19 protein-coding genes are annotated in these 17,265 nt (G+C 71.6%); 8 read left to right on the top strand and 11 right to left on the bottom strand.

Translation table 11 applies throughout. The features are described from left to right. The first annotated feature begins 1 nt into the window (after position 1). Positions 2 to 850: an ABC transporter permease gene (locus ACFUUZ_RS17065; protein ID WP_378697135.1), complete on the top strand. Its 849-nt coding sequence runs from the start codon at positions 2 to 4 to the stop codon at positions 848 to 850. A 37-nt stretch (positions 851 to 887) separates the two neighbouring features. Further along, positions 888 to 2,531 (top strand): ABC transporter substrate-binding protein, encoded by a 1,644-nt coding sequence (locus tag ACFUUZ_RS17070; RefSeq protein WP_378697136.1) that lies wholly within the window; start codon positions 888 to 890, stop codon positions 2,529 to 2,531. A 40-nt stretch (positions 2,532 to 2,571) separates the two neighbouring features. Here ACFUUZ_RS17070 and ACFUUZ_RS17075 read toward each other — a convergent pair whose 3' ends face one another. Both ACFUUZ_RS17075 and ACFUUZ_RS17080 read right to left on the bottom strand, forming a co-directional pair. Further along, the gene (locus ACFUUZ_RS17075) at positions 2,572 to 3,318 is read right to left on the bottom strand and encodes a GntR family transcriptional regulator (RefSeq protein WP_378697138.1); all 747 of its coding nucleotides are present in this window, start codon (positions 3,316 to 3,318) and stop codon (positions 2,572 to 2,574) included. A gap of 244 nt (positions 3,319 to 3,562) precedes the next feature. Beyond that, positions 3,563 to 5,812, bottom strand: coding sequence for an MMPL family transporter (locus ACFUUZ_RS17080; protein ID WP_378697140.1), 2,250 nt, complete (start codon positions 5,810 to 5,812; stop codon positions 3,563 to 3,565). A 162-nt stretch (positions 5,813 to 5,974) separates the two neighbouring features. On the opposite strand from ACFUUZ_RS17080, the gene ACFUUZ_RS17085 reads away from it, so the two are divergent. Then, positions 5,975 to 6,538, top strand: a complete 564-nt coding sequence (locus ACFUUZ_RS17085) for a helix-turn-helix domain-containing protein (protein WP_378697142.1) — start codon at positions 5,975 to 5,977, stop codon at positions 6,536 to 6,538. 9 nt (positions 6,539 to 6,547) lie between these two features. Here the strand turns inward: ACFUUZ_RS17085 and ACFUUZ_RS17090 are convergent, their stop codons facing one another. Together ACFUUZ_RS17090 and ACFUUZ_RS17095 are read right to left on the bottom strand one after the other, a co-directional pair. Then, entirely contained in the window at positions 6,548 to 6,829 is a 282-nt protein-coding gene (locus ACFUUZ_RS17090; protein ID WP_378697144.1) for a hypothetical protein, read from the bottom strand. An 84-nt stretch (positions 6,830 to 6,913) separates the two neighbouring features. Continuing rightward, positions 6,914 to 7,693, bottom strand: a complete 780-nt coding sequence (locus ACFUUZ_RS17095) for a hypothetical protein (protein WP_378697146.1) — start codon at positions 7,691 to 7,693, stop codon at positions 6,914 to 6,916. 157 nt (positions 7,694 to 7,850) lie between these two features. Here ACFUUZ_RS17095 and ACFUUZ_RS17100 point away from each other — a divergent pair, with 157 nt between their 5' ends. Further along, a complete protein-coding gene (locus tag ACFUUZ_RS17100) occupies positions 7,851 to 8,066 on the top strand; it encodes a hypothetical protein (protein WP_378697148.1) in 216 nt (71 codons plus the stop codon). Here ACFUUZ_RS17100 and ACFUUZ_RS17105 read toward each other — a convergent pair. The 4 genes from ACFUUZ_RS17105 to ACFUUZ_RS17120 are packed head-to-tail and all read right to left on the bottom strand — an operon-like array spanning position 8,051 to position 10,287. After that, positions 8,051 to 8,314, bottom strand: coding sequence for a cytochrome C oxidase subunit IV family protein (locus ACFUUZ_RS17105; RefSeq protein ID WP_378697150.1), 264 nt, complete (start codon positions 8,312 to 8,314; stop codon positions 8,051 to 8,053). The two genes, ACFUUZ_RS17100 and ACFUUZ_RS17105, sit on opposite strands and share 16 nt — an antisense overlap. A gap of 4 nt (positions 8,315 to 8,318) precedes the next feature. Next, entirely contained in the window at positions 8,319 to 8,858 is a 540-nt protein-coding gene (locus tag ACFUUZ_RS17110) for a cytochrome c oxidase subunit 3 (RefSeq protein ID WP_378697152.1), read from the bottom strand. Next, positions 8,855 to 9,595 carry a hypothetical protein gene (locus ACFUUZ_RS17115; RefSeq protein ID WP_378697154.1) on the bottom strand — a complete coding sequence of 247 codons (741 nt, stop codon included), beginning with the start codon at positions 9,593 to 9,595 and terminating at the stop codon, positions 8,855 to 8,857. The genes ACFUUZ_RS17110 and ACFUUZ_RS17115 overlap by 4 nt, the downstream gene beginning before the upstream one ends. Further along, positions 9,592 to 10,287 carry a hypothetical protein gene (locus tag ACFUUZ_RS17120; protein WP_378697156.1) on the bottom strand — a complete coding sequence of 232 codons (696 nt, stop codon included), beginning with the start codon at positions 10,285 to 10,287 and terminating at the stop codon, positions 9,592 to 9,594. The genes ACFUUZ_RS17115 and ACFUUZ_RS17120 overlap by 4 nt, the downstream gene beginning before the upstream one ends. Positions 10,288 to 10,371: 84 nt before the next feature. On the opposite strand from ACFUUZ_RS17120, the gene ACFUUZ_RS17125 reads away from it, so the two are divergent. Next, positions 10,372 to 11,004 carry a TetR/AcrR family transcriptional regulator gene (locus ACFUUZ_RS17125; protein WP_378697158.1) on the top strand — a complete coding sequence of 211 codons (633 nt, stop codon included), beginning with the start codon at positions 10,372 to 10,374 and terminating at the stop codon, positions 11,002 to 11,004. On the opposite strand, the gene ilvD is transcribed toward ACFUUZ_RS17125, so the two are convergent. Next, positions 10,988 to 12,682, bottom strand: a complete 1,695-nt coding sequence (gene ilvD, locus ACFUUZ_RS17130; protein WP_378697160.1) for a dihydroxy-acid dehydratase — start codon at positions 12,680 to 12,682, stop codon at positions 10,988 to 10,990. The genes ACFUUZ_RS17125 and ilvD overlap by 17 nt on opposite strands. Before the next feature lie 111 nt (positions 12,683 to 12,793). Beyond that, positions 12,794 to 13,555 carry an SDR family NAD(P)-dependent oxidoreductase gene (locus tag ACFUUZ_RS17135; protein WP_378697162.1) on the bottom strand — a complete coding sequence of 254 codons (762 nt, stop codon included), beginning with the start codon at positions 13,553 to 13,555 and terminating at the stop codon, positions 12,794 to 12,796. A gap of 84 nt (positions 13,556 to 13,639) precedes the next feature. Between ACFUUZ_RS17135 and ACFUUZ_RS17140 the strand changes: the two genes are divergently transcribed. Genes ACFUUZ_RS17140 through ACFUUZ_RS17150 form a run of 3 tightly spaced genes read left to right on the top strand, consistent with a single transcriptional unit; the run spans position 13,640 to position 16,735 of the window. Then, positions 13,640 to 14,401: an SDR family NAD(P)-dependent oxidoreductase gene (locus ACFUUZ_RS17140; RefSeq protein WP_378697164.1), complete on the top strand. Its 762-nt coding sequence runs from the start codon at positions 13,640 to 13,642 to the stop codon at positions 14,399 to 14,401. Positions 14,402 to 14,435: 34 nt separating this feature from the next. Continuing rightward, the gene (locus ACFUUZ_RS17145) at positions 14,436 to 15,725 is read left to right on the top strand and encodes an acyl-CoA dehydrogenase family protein (RefSeq protein ID WP_378697166.1); all 1,290 of its coding nucleotides are present in this window, start codon (positions 14,436 to 14,438) and stop codon (positions 15,723 to 15,725) included. Further along, entirely contained in the window at positions 15,725 to 16,735 is a 1,011-nt protein-coding gene (locus tag ACFUUZ_RS17150; RefSeq protein ID WP_378697168.1) for a phosphotransferase family protein, read from the top strand. The genes ACFUUZ_RS17145 and ACFUUZ_RS17150 overlap by 1 nt, the downstream gene beginning before the upstream one ends. Here ACFUUZ_RS17150 and ACFUUZ_RS17155 read toward each other — a convergent pair. Beyond that, entirely contained in the window at positions 16,726 to 17,181 is a 456-nt protein-coding gene (locus tag ACFUUZ_RS17155) for a 4-oxalocrotonate tautomerase family protein (RefSeq protein WP_378697170.1), read from the bottom strand. The two genes, ACFUUZ_RS17150 and ACFUUZ_RS17155, sit on opposite strands and share 10 nt — an antisense overlap. Positions 17,182 to 17,265 lie beyond the last annotated feature (84 nt).

The following is a 17,265-nucleotide window of genomic DNA, read 5'->3' on the forward strand; positions in this document are numbered from 1 at the left end:
CATGGCCGTGATCGAGACCCCGCGCCGCTCGCCGGTGGCGCGCACCCTGTCCTTCCTGCCGCTGGTCTGCGCCGGAATACTGGTGCTGGTCGCCGTGCTCGGTGCGGCGCTGGTGCCGTACAGCCCGGTGGACGTGGTGGCCCGCCCGGACATCGCGCCCGGCGCCGACCACCTCTTCGGCACCGACTCCGCGGGCATGGACGTCTTCTCCAGGACCGTGGCCGCCACCGCCAACAACCTGCTGATCGGGCTGCTCACCACGGTCGCGGCCACCGCGATCGGGATCCTGCTCGGGCTGCTGGTCGGCATGCGCGAGTCCGGCTCCGGGCCGGTCGGCGCGGTGGCGCGCGGCCTGGCCAGGGCGATCGACCTGGTGCAGGCGGTGCCCGCCATCGTGATCGGGCTGGTGCTCATCGCCTACTTCGGCGCCTCGGTGCCCGCGCTGGCGCTGGCGCTGACCGTGGTGCTCACCCCCAACCAGGCCAGGCTGGTCCGGACCGAGGTGCTGCGGGTGCGCGCGGAGGCATACCTGGACGCCGCCAGGATCTCCGGCGAGCCGGAGTACGCGGTGATCTTCCGGCACGTGCTGCCCAATGCCTCCTGGCCCGCCTTCGAGAACGCCTCGCTGGTCTTCGCCTCGGCGATCGTGCTCACCGCCGGGCTCGGCTTCCTCGGCGTCGGGCTGAACCCGCCGACGCCGGAGTGGGGCTCGATGATCTCGGCGGGCGCCCCCGACGCCGCCTCCGGCCGCTGGTGGTCCGCGCTCTTCCCGGCGCTGGCGCTGGCGCTGACCGTCGTGGTCGTGACCGCGGTCGGGCAGCGGCTCTTCGGTCGGGGCCGGGACCGGTAGCGCCATGTCTTCCCTTTTCTCCCCGAGGAGCCCCGCCATGCCCACCCTCCGACGCGCGCCCGCGGCTCTCGCCGCGCTCGCGGCGCTCACCCTCACCGCCTGCTCCGCCCCGGCCAACACCCCGGAATCCGCGGGCACGCCCGGCAATACGCTCACCGTCGTCGCCCCGGACAACGGCCTGGTCTGGGCCATCGACAATGGCTTCGGCGGCTACGAGCAGGCCAACAACCTGCACGCCGGGCTGCTGCGCAAGCCCTACGTGGACAGCGCCCAGGGCCGCGGCGTGCAGCAGCAGGACACCTACAGCTACCAGCCCTACCTGGCCAGCGGCTACACCGTCAGCCCGGACGGGCTGACCTACACCTTCACCCTGAAGGAGGCGCGCAGCGCCGCCGGGAACGTGCTCTCCGCCGACGACGTGCTGTGGTCGTTCGAGCGCAAGTTCGCCTCGCCGCGCTCGGTGGCGCCCGGCGTCATGGATCCCTCGATCACCGACCCGGCCAGGCAGATCCGCAAGATCGACGACCGCACGGTGTCGTTCACCCTGCCCAACGCCGGGCTCGGAGCCACCTTCCTCGCGCTCATGGCCGACCTGGCAGGCCATATCTTCGACAGCACACTGCTGAAGGCGCACGTGACGCCGGACGATCCGTACGCGGTCTCCTGGTCGGCGGAGAATCCGAACCACGGCTTCGGCCCCTACGAGATGACCAGCTACCGGCCCGGCACCTCGGTGGTGCTGACCGCCCGCGAGGACTTCGTGAACGGGCCACCGCCGACCCGCACGATCAATATCCGCTTCGTCGCCGACGCCGGGACCAGGGCCAACGCCGTGCGCTTCGGCGACGCCGACCTGGCAGAGGGGCTCACCCCCGCCGACCTCGGCTCGCTCGCGAGCGACCCCGGCGTCACCGTGCCCGAGGTCGGCAACCCGAACACCTTCGTCATGATGCCGCTGGTCACCAACAAGGCGCCGTTCGACGATGTGACCGTCCGGCAGGCCATGGCCTACGCGGTGCCGTACCAGCAGATCATCGACAACGTGTACCGCGGCCTGGCCAAGCGGGAGAACGCGGGCTTCCTGCTCAGCGACGCCCCCGGCTACACCGACGCGGGCTTCCCGGAGTACACCTCGGACCCGGCCAAGGCGCGGGAACTGCTGACGCAGGCGGGATTCCCGGGCGGGGTCTCGTTCACGCTGGCGGTGAGCGCCGCCGAGCCGGACGTACTGGACGCCGCCAAGCAGATCCAGACGGCGGCCAAGGCGGGCGGCTTCGACATCACCATCGACGAGATGCCAGCGGCCGAGTTCGCCACGCAGCGCAGCAACCACACCTCGCAGGCGTTCATCCTGCGCGACTACGCGATCACCCTCACCCCGCCGTACGAGCTGCTCGTCTACACCGCGGCGGAGTCGACGAACAACTTCGCCGACTGGGAGTACCAGCCGTTCTACGACGCGCTGGCGGCGGGCAACGCGCTCCCGGACGCGCTCTCCGCGGAGGCCGGGCTGGCCTGGAACGCCACCGAGCGGATCTACCTGGAGCAGTCGCCGATCGTCTTCATCGCCCAGGTGCAGCCCAATGTGGCGGTCGGCAGCGACGTGCGCGGCTACGCGTGGCGCTCGGACAACTGGGTGGACTACTCGAACATGAGCGTCGGGCAGCCCACCGACAGCTGAATTCACCGCGGCGGCCGCCCTTTCCGGGGCGGCCGCCTTTTCAGTGCGAGCGGAACGAGACCATGTCGGCGCGGTAGTGCGCGTAGGCGAACTCGTGGATGTTGCCGTCCTCGTCGGCCAGCACCTGGTCCCGGACCAGCAGGATCGAGCCGGGCTCGATGTCCAGGGTGCGGGCGGTGCTCGCGTCGGCGACCACCGCGTCGATCCAGGTCTCCATCCGGCCGAACCGGCGGCCGTACTGCAGCTCGAACACGGGCGCGATGTGGTCCATGGCGAGGGTGTGCGGCATGAGGATGACGTTCGGGTTCACCTGGAAGGCGACCAGGGTGCCGATCGGGACGCCGTCCCGCTTGATCAGGTAGTCGAGCAGCCGGATGTGGTCGCCGCTGGCGGGCATCCTGGCCTTGATCAGGTGGTGCGCGGGGATCATCTGGTTGCCGAGCAGCAGGTACTCGAGCTGGTCGGTCTCGGGATCGCCGACCACGTCCTGCACCGGCAGCTGCACCGGCGCGCTGTGCACCACGGTGCCGAGCCGCCTGCGCCGGGTGACCAGCCCCTCGTCGGAGAGCATCTGCAGCGCCGAGCGCACCGAGGCGCGGGTGGAGTCCAGCCGCTCGATGAGCGCGTCCTCGTTGAGCTGCTCGCCCTCGGGCAGGATGCCGCTCTTGATCGACGAGCGCAGCAGCTGGTGCACGACCCGGGCGGAGCGCTGCCTGGCACCCGCCGACCCCCCGACGGAGCGCGGATGCCTGCCAACGGCGGCGGGGCGGGGTAGCGGAACGGTCATGGCGGCTCCCTGGACTGATCGTCCGCGAGTGGTCGCGACCCTCGGCTCCCCCCGTCCCGATTGCGCACAGCCACAGCGGAATCGGCTGCGGTCACGGCATCGGGACACGGTGAACGGATACATGGGATGTTAGTCCTGGTCCACCCCGCGGGCACGGTGGTGTGATCCAACTCTCGAGTACCCGGCGCAGGACGGGGAACGGCCCGCCCCCGGAAGCCGGGAGCGGGCCGTCGCCGGGCACGGCTCAGCGCAGCGCCGGGACCGCGTCGTCTTCGTCGGCGGGGGCGTCGAGCCGCTTGGTGAGCCCCTCGCCTTCGATGTCGAAGGTCGGGACCAGCGGCGCGAGCCACTTCGGCATCCACCAGATCCGCTCGCCGACGATCAGCATGAACGCGGGCACGATGAGCATGCGGACCAGGAAGGCGTCGGCCAGCACGCCGACGGCGAGCGCGAAGCCGATCGTCTTGAGGATGACGTCGTCGGTGAGCGCGAAGCCCGCGAAGACGCCGACCATGATGATCGCCGCGGCGACCACCACCCGCGCGCTGTGCGCGAAGCCGTCGATCACGGCCTGGCGGGCCGGGGTGCCGTGCGCGTAGGCCTCGCGCATCCGGCTGACCAGGAACACCTCGTAGTCCATGGCGAGCCCGAACAGGATGCCGGTCAGCAGGATCGGCAGGATGAACAGCACCGGCGAGGTGGTGTCGAGGCCGATGAGCTGGTTGAGCCAGCCCCACTGGAACACCGCGACGGTGGCGCCGAGCGCGACGCCGACCGAGAGCAGGAAGCCGAGCGCGGCCTTGATCGGCACCCACAGCGAGCGGAACACCGCGATCAGCAGGAAGACCGCCAGCCCGACCACGACCGCCAGGTAGATCGGGAAGACCGCGGTGAGCTCGTTGGCGATATCCACACCGACCGCGGTCTGGCCGGTGACCAGGGCGCGGGCGCCGGTCTGGTCGGGCAGGTCGGCGACGGTGGCGCGGATCTCTGCCACCAGGTCCTTGGTGGCCTGGTCCGACGGGCCGGAGCCGGGGATCACGGTGACGGTCGCGAACTTCACGACCTCGAGCTGCTGGGCGAAGGCCTGCTGGGCCTGCGGGGTGTCGCTGGTGAGCGCGGGGATCACGGTGGCGACGTCGGTGCCCGCGCGGCCCGCCATGGTCTGCAGGTCGTTGGTCACCCGGGCCACGGCGGCTGCCGGGTCGGCGGCGTTCGCGGTGTCGACCACCACGATCAGCGGGCCGTTGGCGCCCGCGCCGAAGTTCTCGGCGATCAGGTCGTAGGCGGTGCGGGCGTCGCTGCCCGCGGGCTTGCTCGCGTCGTCGGGCAGCGCCAGCTGCATGGAGGCGACCGGGATCGAGGCCAGCACCGCGACGGCGATACCCGCGGCGAGCGCGCCCCACTTGTTCTTCGCGATGCCGTCGACCCAGCGGCGGCCGTGCGTCAGCGGCTCCTCGCCGGGAGCGGCCTTGGCCAGGTAGCGCGGCTTGCCCTTCATGACCCGCTCGCCCGCGAAGCCGAGGATGGCGGGGAGCAGGGTGAGCGAGATGAGCACCGCGACCGCGACGGTGAAGGCGCCGCCCAGCCCCATCTGGGTGAGGAAGCCGATATTGCAGACCGCCAGCCCGACCAGCGCGATGATGACGGTGAGCCCGGCGAAGACCACCGCGGAGCCCGCGGTGCCGACCGCGCGGCCCGCGGCTTCCGCCAGCGAGCGCCCGGCGCGGACCTCGGCCTGGTAGCGGCTCATGATGAACAGCGCGTAGTCGATGCCGACCGCGAGCCCGAGCATGGTGCCGAGCGCCGGAGTGGTGGAGGAGAGCTCGACGAAGCCGGTGAGCGTGGTGATCGCCAGCATGCCGATGCCGACCCCGATCAGCGCGGTGAGCAGCGGCATCCCGGCCGCGACCAGCGAACCGAAGGTCACCGCGAGCACGAGCAGCGCCACCGCGACACCGATGACCTCGGCCAGCGGCATCTCGACCTCGTTCACCGCGTCGCCGCCGATGGCGACGTTCAGCCCGGCCGCCTCGGCGCCGTGCGCGGCGTTCTCCAGGGCGGTGCGGTCGGCGTCGGTGAGCTCGTTGGAGGTCCGGTCGTAGCCGACCGAGGCGTAGCCGACCCGGCCGTCGCCGGTGAGCGTGCCACCGGTCAGCGGGTCGGTCACCGAGGCCACGTGCTCGGTGTGCAGCGCGCCGAGCGCGGCGGTGACCGCGGCGCTGTAGCCGGGCTCGGTCAGCGAGCGGCCCTCGGGGGCCTCGAACACCACGCGCGCGGTGGCGCCGTCCGGGGCGGCCTGCGGGGCCCGCTCCTCGATCAGCTCGAACGCCCGCGTGGACTCGATCCCGCCCAGCTCGAACTTGTCACTGGTCTGGCCGGACAGCGTCGCGGCGCCGAGGCCGAGCGCCACCAGCAGCACCACCCAGATCGCCGCCACCGCCCTGCGGTGCACGAACGACCACCGGCCCAGCCGGAACAACTGCCACGCCATGCGTGTCCTCCAAGCACCTAGGTGGACCAAACGGTCCGGATAGGGTCTAGGGTAGGAGGATGCGGACTCGAGGGTCCACTTCGAACCCCCGAATGTGCAGCAACTCACGTGAGCTGCGCAGATGAGACCCTGGACACACTCAGGCGAAGGGAGCGGATCGCGATGACGGCACCGGATCGGCAGCGGCGGCGCCGGGTCGACGCCAGGCACAACTCCGAGCGGGTGCTCTCCGCCGCGATCGAGGTCTTCACCGAGCACGGGCTGGAGGCGACCATTCCCGAGGTGGCGGCGCGGGCGGGTGTCGGCAAGGCCACCGTCTACCGCAGCTACCCCACCAAGGCCGACCTGGTCCGCGAGCTGGCGCTGCTGCACCTGGACTGGTTCGCCGAACTCGCCGCCGCCGCACTGGAGGCCGCCCGCACCGACGCCTACCGCGCCCTGGAGGGGCTGCTCGAGCGGGTCGCCGCCCGGCTCGCCGAGGACCGGCTCATGGTCGAGGTGCTCAGCGGCGTCGACGGCATCGAGGACGAGCGGCTCGACCGGCAGCTCACGCAGATGGTCGCGCTCGCCCGCGAGCAGGGCAGGCTGCGCCAGGATGCCACCGCCATGGACGTGCAGGTGCTGGTCGCCGGGGTGGCCAGGGCGCTGATCGGGCTGGAGATCCGCGACCCGGCGGTCTGGCGCCGCTACGCGCGGCTCGCGCTGGCCGCGCTGCGCCCGGACTGAGCCGCGGCGTCACGCCCCGGGGCGGCCAGGGATCTGATTCCAGTACCCCGCCCGCGCCCCGTACTTGCTGCGCACCCACTTCGACGGCAGGTCCCGCTGGGAGGCGGGCCCGTCCGGGGTGACGACGGCGAAGAGGATCCGGGCGAACTCCGCCCGCGCGGCCAGATCCGGCGCCGTCATGTGCGCGCGCTCCCGCCCCTGCCAATACTGCTGCTCGACCATCAACCGGTCCAGTAATTCCTTGCGGGTCAACGTGTCCAGATCACCCCAGGTGAGCCGCTCGAAAGCCATGAAGCCCTCTTCCGATCGCCGTGTACCCGTCCGATTCAATCAGGCGATAGAGGAAAAACGCCAGAATTCGCGCGCGGTAGGGCCTTAGGACCCCGGCGCCCGATCGGTGTCCGGTTCGTCGCGGGCGGCGAGGTGCGCCTCGGCGATCACGGCCCAGAAGCGGCTGCGCAGCTCGCGGGCGCGCTCGACCTCGTTCGGGTCGGGGGGCGCGGCGGGGCCGAACATCCAGGAGGGGCGGGCGTCGGCGGTGGTGTCGCGGGCGCCGAAGCGCCGCACGGCCGCGATCACCTGGTCCAGGGTCTCGGCGCGCTCGACCGCGGCCCAGAAACAGGCGGGCAGGTCGGTCAGCGCGGCGAACGAGGCGGAGCTGAGGCCGAGGTCGACGGTGGTGCCGACCTCGCCGTCGTCGTCGAAGATGGTCTCGATGAAGGTGATCTCCCAGGACGGCGCGGTGCCCGCGCGGCGCAGGGTGAGCGAGGGGTGCTCGATGTCGGCGGTGGTGGCCCACGGGGAGGCGTGCGCCAGCCGGTACTGCAGCGGGCCGACGGTGGGATCCCAGCCGCGGGCCCGCACCCGCACCTCGGCGGTGCGGCCGATGGCCCGGTGCTCGATACCCGCGCTCCCCGAACCGATCCAGACCCGAACGACCTCCTGCTCGGGGTAGGAGTCGAGCATGGCGGTGAGGTGCGCGAGCGCCTGCTCCCTGCTGCTCGCGAAGCTGTACACGTCCGGCTCGGCGGCGCGGCCGTAGAGCACCCCGACCGCGCCCGGCGCCAGCCCGGCCAGGTAGCCGGTGGCCAGCGCCGTGCCGCGGGCGAGCGCGCGGGGCCAGTCGTGTTCGGGTAGCGCGTCGGTGTCGTCCATCGGTGTACCCCCTGTCCGCGCCCATTCTCCCGCCGATCGGCGCTCCTGTCCCGGTAGTACGCGGGCCCGGCGTTTCGGGTGTAAACGAAGCGGGCGGCCGCGCTGATTACCCTGTGCCGCCCGCGGCGGGCGGCCCCCTCGAACCAAGGAGCACCCCGTGAAAGACCCCGCCACCCGGCTCGTCCTGGCAGGCATCTTCGCCTGCCTCGGCTACCTCGCCCTGAAACTGGCGCTCGACGGCGCGCCCGCCGAGATGGACGGCTGGATCGGCACCTTCTGCACCGGCATCGTGGTCGGCGGCGGCGTCGTCCTCGGGCTGAACTGGGCGCAGCGGCGCAAGCGGGCGAAGGAGGACGATCAGCCCCAGAGGTAGATCCCGGTCAGCCCCGCCCACAGCACCGCCAGCCAGGCGTCGGTGCCGAGCCGCAGCCAGCGCGGCGCGCGGCCGACCTCCATGAACCGGCGGAGCACCAACCGGCACTTGACGACCGCGAGCACCACGACGACGGCGGCGAGTTCGGCCGCGTCGTGGCCGGGGGCGAACCACCAGGCGGCGACGGTGCTCAGCACCAGCACCAGCCAGACCAGCAGGAGTTCGCGGGTCGACGGAGCCTCGGTCACGGCGTCACCTCAGGAGGTAGAGGATCGCGAAGATCACGATCCAGAGCAGGTCGACCATGTGCCAGTACAGCGCGCCCTGCTCGACCGGGCCCACCCGCGGCGCGCGCGCGACGATGCCGAGGATGAGCAGCCCGAGCAGCAGGTGTGCCAGGTGCACGCCGGTGAGCACGTAGTAGAAGGAGAAGAACTCGTCGGCGACGGTGTGCCCGGCCGCGAGGGCGTGCTGCCACTCGAACCCCTTGAGCGCCGCGAAGAGCACCCCGCAGCCGCCCGCCGCGAGCAGCCACCTTCGGGTGGCGCGCACCGCGCCGCGCCGGACCTCCAGCACCGCGAGCGCGGCGAAGAGCGAGGCGGTCAGCAGCACAACGGTATTGACGACCCCGATGCCGAGGTGCAGCTGCCGCTGCCCGGCCGCGAAGAGCTCCGGCGACCGCGCGCGGAACACCATGTAGGTGAGGAAGTAGCAGCCGAAGAAGAACAGGTCGCCGAGGACCATCACCCACATGTGGATGTCGCCGGTGATCCGCCCGGCCGGTGCGCTCACCGGGCCGGCTCCGCGCTGTACAGCGGTGCGGTGTCGGTTGTTTCGGCCTTCGCGGCGGTGCGCATGAGCGGGAGCAGGCAGGCGATCCAGATCCCGAAGATCACGACCGCGATGTAGAAGGTGATCATGCCGTTCCAGGCGAAGGCGCCGGAGCGGAAGACCCACATCTGGGTGGCGACCACCTCGGTCACGATCTGCCAGATCGACACGTAGGCGAACCACTTGGGGAAGATCCCGTTGCGGTCGTAGAAGATCGCGACGGCCAGCACCGCGTAGGCGGCGGTGAAGCAGCCGAGCGAGCCGTTGTAGGAGAGCATGCCGAGGTCGTAGAGGAAGGAGCTGATCGCGGGGTCGCGATCGGGTCGGAAGGTGGCGGCGAGCCAGCAGATCAGCAGCAGGTGGAAGCCGGGGATGGCGCCGACCCCCATGGCGGCGATGTAGGCGTAGGCGAGCAGCCGCCCGGAGGTCATGCGCTTCATGAAGTAGCCGATGATGCCGTTCGAGATCGCCGCGCCGCCCGCGATCACCAGCAGTATCCCGAAGCCGAGCCGGATTCCGGTCGAGTGGTTCTCGAACCACTGCGCGGCCTGCTCGGCGGTCACGTCGGGGCGCGGCGGCGGGGTCGCGCGGCCGAGGAAGACCACGCCGATCGAGAGCGCGGCGTAGAAGACGGCGAAGGCCCAGTAGGCGATCCAGACGTCGAGGTTGCGGACCCGCTGGGCCACGAGGACGCTCATGCCGCCCGCTCCTGCTCCCGCAGCGCCGCCCGGACCTGGACGAACATGACCGCGACGAAGAGCGCGAAGGCGCCGTTGCGCAGCCAGAACGAGACGAACCCGTCCCAGGCCAGCGGCCCGCTCCGGAACACCGCGGCACCGGCCGACGGCGCCATGACCGCCGCGGTGACCAGCGAGTAGGGCGCCACCCAGCGCGGGAACACCGCCAGGTCGTCCAGGTACACCGCCAGCGCCAGCAGCACGAACTGCGCCACCAGCATGCCGATCGGCGCGATGAACAGCAGCCAGGCCAGGTCGTTGAGCACCTGCACCAGGGCGGGGTCGCGCTCCGGGCGGAAGGCCGCGACCGCGAAGAGGATGTTCGAGAGCGCGAAGAGCGTCGAGCCCGCCACCACCGAGGTCAGGTAGGAGAAGGCGAGGATTCGGCTCTGCCCGCCCATGCGCGCCATCCGGCCCATGATCAGCACGAAGAACGGGACGAGCAGGATCCCGCACAGGTTGAAGCCGACCATGCTGAACCGGGTCAGCGCGGTGTTGTCCAGGTAGAACCGCGCCACCTGCTCCGGCGTCCACTCCGGCGACATGGGCGGGACGAAGCCCGGGAACGCCACGAACAGCACCCCCAGCACCAGCGCGACCACCGGGGTCGACCAGAGGATCGCGTACTGCGCCCGCAGATCGGTGTCGTCCATACCGTGTTCCCTCCCGGTTCCGCGCTCCGAGGGTCCCAACTTTTCTGACGGTAGTCAAGATTCGATGCGCGGTAACATCGCTGCGTGGCAGCAACTCCGAAAGGTGACCAGCGTCAGAAGCGCGCGACCCCGGTGCGGGCGCGCTCGCACGCGAGCCGGGAGGCGATCATGCAGGCGGCCATGGCGCTGTGGCGGACGAAGGGGTTCGCGGGCACCACCGTCACCGACATCTGCAAGGCGGCGGGGGTGTCGAAGGCGCTGTTCTACGTGTACTTCGCGCGCCGGGAGGAGATCCTGCTCGCGCTGGAGGTCTTCACCATGCGCGAGGCGCACGCCGCCGCCGAGGCGGTCGTGGCCCGCCCGTACGAGCTGCGCGAGGTGCTCACCGCGGTGATCGGGACGCTGGAGCAGCGGGCGCGCCGCTTCCCGGCCGAGCTCATCTTCGAGGCGGTGCTGGAGACCTACCGGCTGGAGCGCGTGGCGCTCGCCGACGGTGCGAGCGAGGCCGATATCGCGTACCTGTTCCTCGGGCCGTTCCAGCGGGCGCAGCGCGACGGCAAGTTCGGACCGGAGGTCGATGTGGTGCGGTTGGCCCGGTTGGCGCAGATGCTGGTCGCCGACGGCGTCCGCTGCTGGGCCGCGGCCGACTTCGGCGACGAGCCGCTCACGCCGCGGCTCGCCGCCGAGATCGACACCGTGCTCAGCGCGGGTTGGTGATGGCCCCGGTCTCGGCGCCCTGCACCAGCCGGGCGTACTTGCCCAGCACGCCGCGGGTGTAGCGCGGCTCGTTCGGCACCCAGCCCTCCCGGCGCGCGGCCAGCTCGTCCGCGTCGACCAGCAGGTCGAGCGCCTTGGCGTGCACGTCGACCCGGATGCGGTCGCCGTCCCGGACGAAGGCGATCGGCCCGCCGTCCCGCGCCTCCGGCGCCACGTGCCCGATGCAGAAACCCCAGGTGCCGCCGCTGAACCGGCCGTCGGTCACCAGCGCGCAGTCCGCGCCGCGCCCGGCGCCCTTCAATGCGCCGGTGATGGCCAGCATCTCGCGCATGCCCGGCCCGCCCTTGGGCCCCTCGTACCGGATCACCAGCACCGTGCCGGGCTCGATCTCCCCGGCCAGGATGGCGGCCATGGCGCCGTCCTCGCCGTCGAAGACCCGCGCGGGCCCCTCGAACTGCATCTGGTCGGCGGTGAGCCCGGCGACCTTGACCACGCTGCCCTTCGGGGCGAGCGAACCGCTGAGGATATTGATCCCGCCGTCGCGGTGGATGGGCCGGTCGATGGGGTAGACCACGACGCCGTCCGGGGCGGGCGGATCGATCTCGGCCAGGTTCTCCGCCATGGTCCTGCCGGTGACGGTGAGGCAGTCGCCGTGCAGCAGCCCGGCGTCCAGCAGCTGCTTGAGCACCACCGGGACGCCGCCGACCCGGTCCAGCTCCAGCATGTGGAACCGCCCGCCCGGCTTCATGTCCGCGACGTGCGGGACCCGGGCGGCGATCCGGTTGAAGTCGTCCAGGTGCAGCTCGACCCCGGCCTCGTTGGCGATGGCGAGCAGGTGCAACACCGCGTTGGTGCTGCCGCCCAGCGCGGAGGTGACGGCGATGGCGTTCTCGAAGGCCTGCTTGGTCAGGATCTGGCTGGGCCGGATGCCGAGCCGCAGCATGCCGACGATGGCCTCGCCCGACCGGCGGGCATCGTCCTCGCGGCGCCGGTCGACGGCGGGCGGGGAGGCCGAGCCGGGCAGGCTGAGCCCGAGCGCCTCGGCGATGGAGGACATGGTGTTGGCGGTGAACATGCCGCCGCAGGCACCCTCGCCCGGGCAGGCCTTGCGCTCGATCTGGCCCAGCTCGTGCTCGTCGATCCGGCCCGCCGCGCAGGCGCCGACCGCCTCGAAGACGCTGGTGATGTCGAGCGAGGTGCCGTTGTGGTTGCCGGGCAGGATGGAGCCGTTGTAGACGAAGACGCTGGGCAGGTCCAACCGGGCGGCGGCCATGAGCATGCCGGGGATGCTCTTGTCGCAGCCCGCCAGGCCGATGAAGCCGTCCAGCCGCTCGGCGTGCACGACCGTCTCCACGCTGTCGGTGATCACCTCGCGGCTGACCAGCGAGGCGCGCATCCCCTCGTGCCCCATGGAGATGCCGTCGCTGACGGTGATGGTGCCGAACTCCAGCGCCACCCCGCCCGCCGCGCGCACCCCCTCCTTGGACCGCTGCGCCAGCGTGCGCAGGGTGAGGTTGCACGGGGTCACCTCGTTCCAGGCCGAGGCGATCCCGATCTGCGGTTTGTCCCAGTCGTCGTCGGTGAGCCCGACGGCGCGCAGCATGGCCCGGGAGGGGGCCCGCTGCATCCCGTCGGTGACATCGCGGCTGCGCGGCTTCATATCGACCGGATCTGTCATTTCCGGGAGGCTACCCCATGCGATGTCGGCCGCCGTGACCAGCGTAGTTACCGCTCGCGCAACTATTCGGTGTGGTTATTACCGCAGTGGGCAACATTGCCTGGGCTCCGCTCAACGCAGGACGGTGCCGCCGTCGATGTTCAGCACCTGGCCGTTGATCCAGGCGCCGTCGTCGGAGAGCAGGAAGGTGACCAGCCCGGCCACGTCGGCGCTCTCGCCGACCCGTGGGCTGTGCATCCGGCACAGCGCACCGGCCTCCAGCTCCGGCCAGCGCTCGGCCGCGCGAATGGCCTCGGTGGCGGTGAAGCCCGGCGCCACCGCGTTGCAGCGGATGCCATCGCGGCCCCAGCGGGTGGCGACGTGCCGGGTGAGCGCGCCGATCCCGGCCTTGGCGGCGGCGTAGGCGGGGCGGGCGGGTTCGCCCTGGAAGGCGGCGGCCGACGAGGTGTTCACGATCGCGCCGCCGCCGCGCTGCAGCAGGTGCGGGATGGCGTGGCGCATGGTGAGCAGGTAGCCGCGCAGGTTCACGGTGAGCAGCCGGTCCCATACCGCGAGGTCGATGTCGACCACGTCGGTGTCGCCGCGCAGCGCGCGCATGTCGGCGCCGACATTGAACAGCCCGTCCAGCCCGCCGTACTCGCCGACCGCCGCGGCGATCAGCTCCCGCACCGACTCCTCGTCGGCCAGGTCGAAGGCGTGCGGCAGCGCGGTGCCGCCCGCCGCCGTCACCTCGTCCGCGGTGCGCCGCGCGCCATCCGCGTCGAAGTCGCCCACCAGCACCCGGCATCCCGCCGCGCCGAGCCGCCGTGCGGTGGCGGCGCCGATCCCGCTCGCCCCGCCCGCTACCACCACGACCGTGTCCTGCTCCGGCATGTGACCTCCTTGTGCACCCCGGTGCGGGTATGTCACTCTCGAAATCAAGAATAGCATTCTGAGAAGTGAGAGCGAGAGTCTGAGATGGGCTACGCCGACCAGTTGTTCGACCTGACCGGCCGCGTCGTGCTGGTGACCGGCGGCAGCCGCGGCCTCGGCCGGGAGATGGCGTTCGGCGCCGCCCGCTGCGGTGCGGACCTGGTGATCGCCGGCCGCGACTACGCCACCTGCGCCGCCACCTGCGCGGAGATCGAACGCGAGACCGACCGCGCCGCGCTGCCGCACGCCGTGCACGTGGGCCGCTGGGACCAGCTGGATGGCCTGGTCGAAGCCGCCTACGCCCGCTTCGGCCGGGTCGACGTGCTCATCAACAACGCCGGCATGCAGCCGGTCTACGACACCCTCGGCGACGTGAGCGAAAAGCTCTTCGACGCGGTGCTGAACCTCAACCTCAAGGGCCCGTTCCGGCTCTCGGTCCTGATCGGGGAGCGCATGGTGGCGGCCGGGCGTGGCTCGATCATCAATGTCAGCTCGTCCGGCTCGATCCGCCCGCGGCCGTCGATCGTGCCGTATGCCGCCGCCAAGGCCGGGCTCAATGCCATGACCGAGGGGCTCGCGCTCGCCTTCGGCCCGACCGTCCGGGTCAACACCCTCATGGCGGGCCCGCACCTGACCGGCGCCACCGCGGGCTGGGACACCGACGCCGTGCCCAACCCCTTCGGCGCACACGCCCTGCAGCGCGCGGGCCGCCCGCCCGAGATCGTCGGCGCGGCGCTGTTCCTCGCCTCCGACGCCTCCAGCTTCACCACCGGGGCCACGCTGCGCTCCGACGGTGGCATGCCCTGAATTTCCCGACCCGACCGACGAAGGAGACGACGACATGGCGTGGGATTTCGAGACCGATCCCGACTACCAGGCCAAACTGGACTGGGCGGACGAGTTCGTCCGCACCGAGGTGGAGCCGCTGGACCTGGTCTGGCCGCACGAGCAGTTCGTGCCGCTCACCGGCAAGCGCCGCGATGCCATCGCCCCGCTCAAGCAGAAGGTGCGCGACCAGGGGCTGTGGGCCACCCACCTCGGCCCCGAACTCGGCGGCCAGGGCCACGGGCAGGTGAAGCTCGCACTGCTGAACGAGATCCTGGGCCGCTGCTCGTGGGCCCCGATCGTCTTCGGCTGCCAGGCCCCCGACACCGGCAATGCCGAGATCCTCGCGCACTACGGCACCCCCGAGCAGCGGGAGCGGTACCTGCGCCCGCTGCTCGACGGCGAGATCTTCTCCTGCTACTCCATGACCGAGCCGCAGGCGGGCGCCGACCCGCGGCAGTTCACCACCACCGCGGTCCGGGACGGTGACGACTGGGTGCTCGAGGGCTGGAAGTACTTCTCCTCCAATGCCAGGACCGCCGCCTTTTTCATCGTCATGGCGATCACCGACCCCGAGGCGGGCGCGTACAAGGGCATGTCCATGTTCCTGGTGCCCGCCGACACCCCCGGCATCGAGATCGAGCGCGACGTCCGGCTCTACGGCGAGCCCGAGGCGGCGGGCCAGCACGCGCTGATCCACTACAGCGGCGTGCGGGTGCCGGACTCGGCGCTGCTCGGCGGCGCGGGCCAGGCCTTCGCGATCGCCCAGACCCGGCTGGGCGGCGGCCGCATCCACCACGCCATGCGCACCATCGGGCTCGCGCACAAGGCGCTGGACATGCTCTGCGAGCGGGCGCTGAGCCGGGAGACCGCGGGCAGCCCGCTCGCCGACAAGCAGTTCGTCCAGGGCTACATCGCCGACTCCTGGGCCCAGCTGACCCAGTTCCGGCTGCTGGTGCTGCACACCGCCTGGAAGATCGACAAGTACAACGACTACAGGAAGGTGCGCAAGGACATCGCCGCGGTGAAGGTCGTCATGCCGACCGTGCTGCACGACATCGCCTGGCGCTCCATGCAGGTGCACGGCGCGCTCGGCGTCACCGACGAGGTGCCGCTCATGACGATGATCACCGGCGCCGCCGTCATGGGGCTCGCCGACGGCCCCACCGAGGTGCACAAGACCACCGTCGCCCGCCAGGTGCTGCGCGACCACGCCGGCACCACCGACCTGTGGCCCACCGAATGGCTGCCCCGCAAACGCGAGGCCGCGCTCGCGCAGTACGCCGGCTTCCTGGGAGACGAGTGATGACCGGAATCGACACGGCGCGCCTCGCCGCCTGGCTGGACGAGAACGGGCTCGGCGCCGGCGCCCCGCTCGAGGTCACCCGGCTCTCCGGCGGCGCGCAGAACGAGATCTACGAACTCCGGCGCGGTGAGCACCACAGCGTGCTCCGCATCCCGCCCGCGAGCGCACCCGCCGAGCGGGACACAGGCATTCTTCGCGAGTGGCGCATCACCGCCGCGCTGGACGGCACCGACGTCCCGCACGCCCGCGGCATTGCCGTCTGCGCCGACCCCGAGGTGCTCGGCCGCGCTTTCTACCTCATGGCCCACATCGACGGCTGGGCACCGATGGACCACCGCGCCTGCTGGCCGGAGCCCTTCGACAGCGACCCGGCCGACCTGGCCTACCGCCTGGTCGAGGGCGTCGCCCAGCTGACCACGGTGGACTGGCGGGCCCGCGGCCTCGACGACCTCGGCAGGCCGGACGGCTTCCACGACCGCCAGGTGCAGCGCTGGAGCGGCATGTTCGAGCGGATCAGGGGCCGCGAGCTGGACGGCATGGCGACCGCCACCGCCTGGCTCACCGCGCACCGCCCGCTCGACTTCGTCCCCGGGCTCATGCACGGCGACTACCAGTGGGCCAATGTCATGTTCGCGCACGGCGGCCCGGCCCGGCTCGCCGCCATCGTGGACTGGGAGATGGGCACCATCGGCGACCCCAAGCTCGATCTGGCCTGGGCGCTGAAGGACTGGCCGGACGACACCGACGACCCGGGGGCGACCGCGGGCCACGTCGGCGTGCACGGCATGCCGGGCCGCGACGAGCTGGTCGCCCGGTTCGCGGAGGTTTCCGGGCGGCAGGTCGACGACTTCGACTACTACCTGATCCTGGCCCGCTGGAAACTCGCCATCGTGCTGGAGCAGGGCTACCAGCGGGCGGGCGACAACCCGAAGCTGCTGGCCTTCGGCGAAATCGTGCCGAAACTCATGCGGGAAGCCGCCGAGCTGGCGGAGAGCACCGGCTACCGCTGATCGACCAGCGCGGTGAGGTGCTCGAAGCGGGCGCGGGCGGTGATCTCCGGCAGCCGCCGGATGGCGCCGTTCTGCGCCCACTGCCCCTCCGGGACCTCGTGGATCACGCACGAGGTCACCACCGGCCTGCCGTCATCGCCCGCGACGGCCTTCGCCGCGTCCTGGAGTTCGGCGGCGAAGCGCGCCTTGCGGGCGCCGTCCAGCACCCCGGCGCTGACCTGCCAGTCGATGAAGACCCCCGCCACCGCCGCGTCGGCCGGGTGCCCGGCGGAGTAGAAGGCGCCGGGGGCGAGCTCTTGCACCACTACGAGCGCGCCCATCCGGCTGCGCGGGTCGTCGGGCAGCGATTCGGCGCGGCACGCGGCATCGGTGAGCGCGGCCGCCAGCAGCGCCTTCCGTGCGTCGTCGAAGGCGCCGGGGGTCAGGGTGACTCGCAGCAGGGGCATGTCGGGCCTTTCCGTCCGTTCGGATTCTTCGCCTCGACTCTGCCGTCGGCACCGGATTCCCGACAGTGGCTGATGCGACATCTT

This window comes from Nocardia sp. NPDC057353 (genome assembly GCF_042667085.1).
GTDB lineage: Bacteria > Actinomycetota > Actinomycetes > Mycobacteriales > Mycobacteriaceae > Nocardia.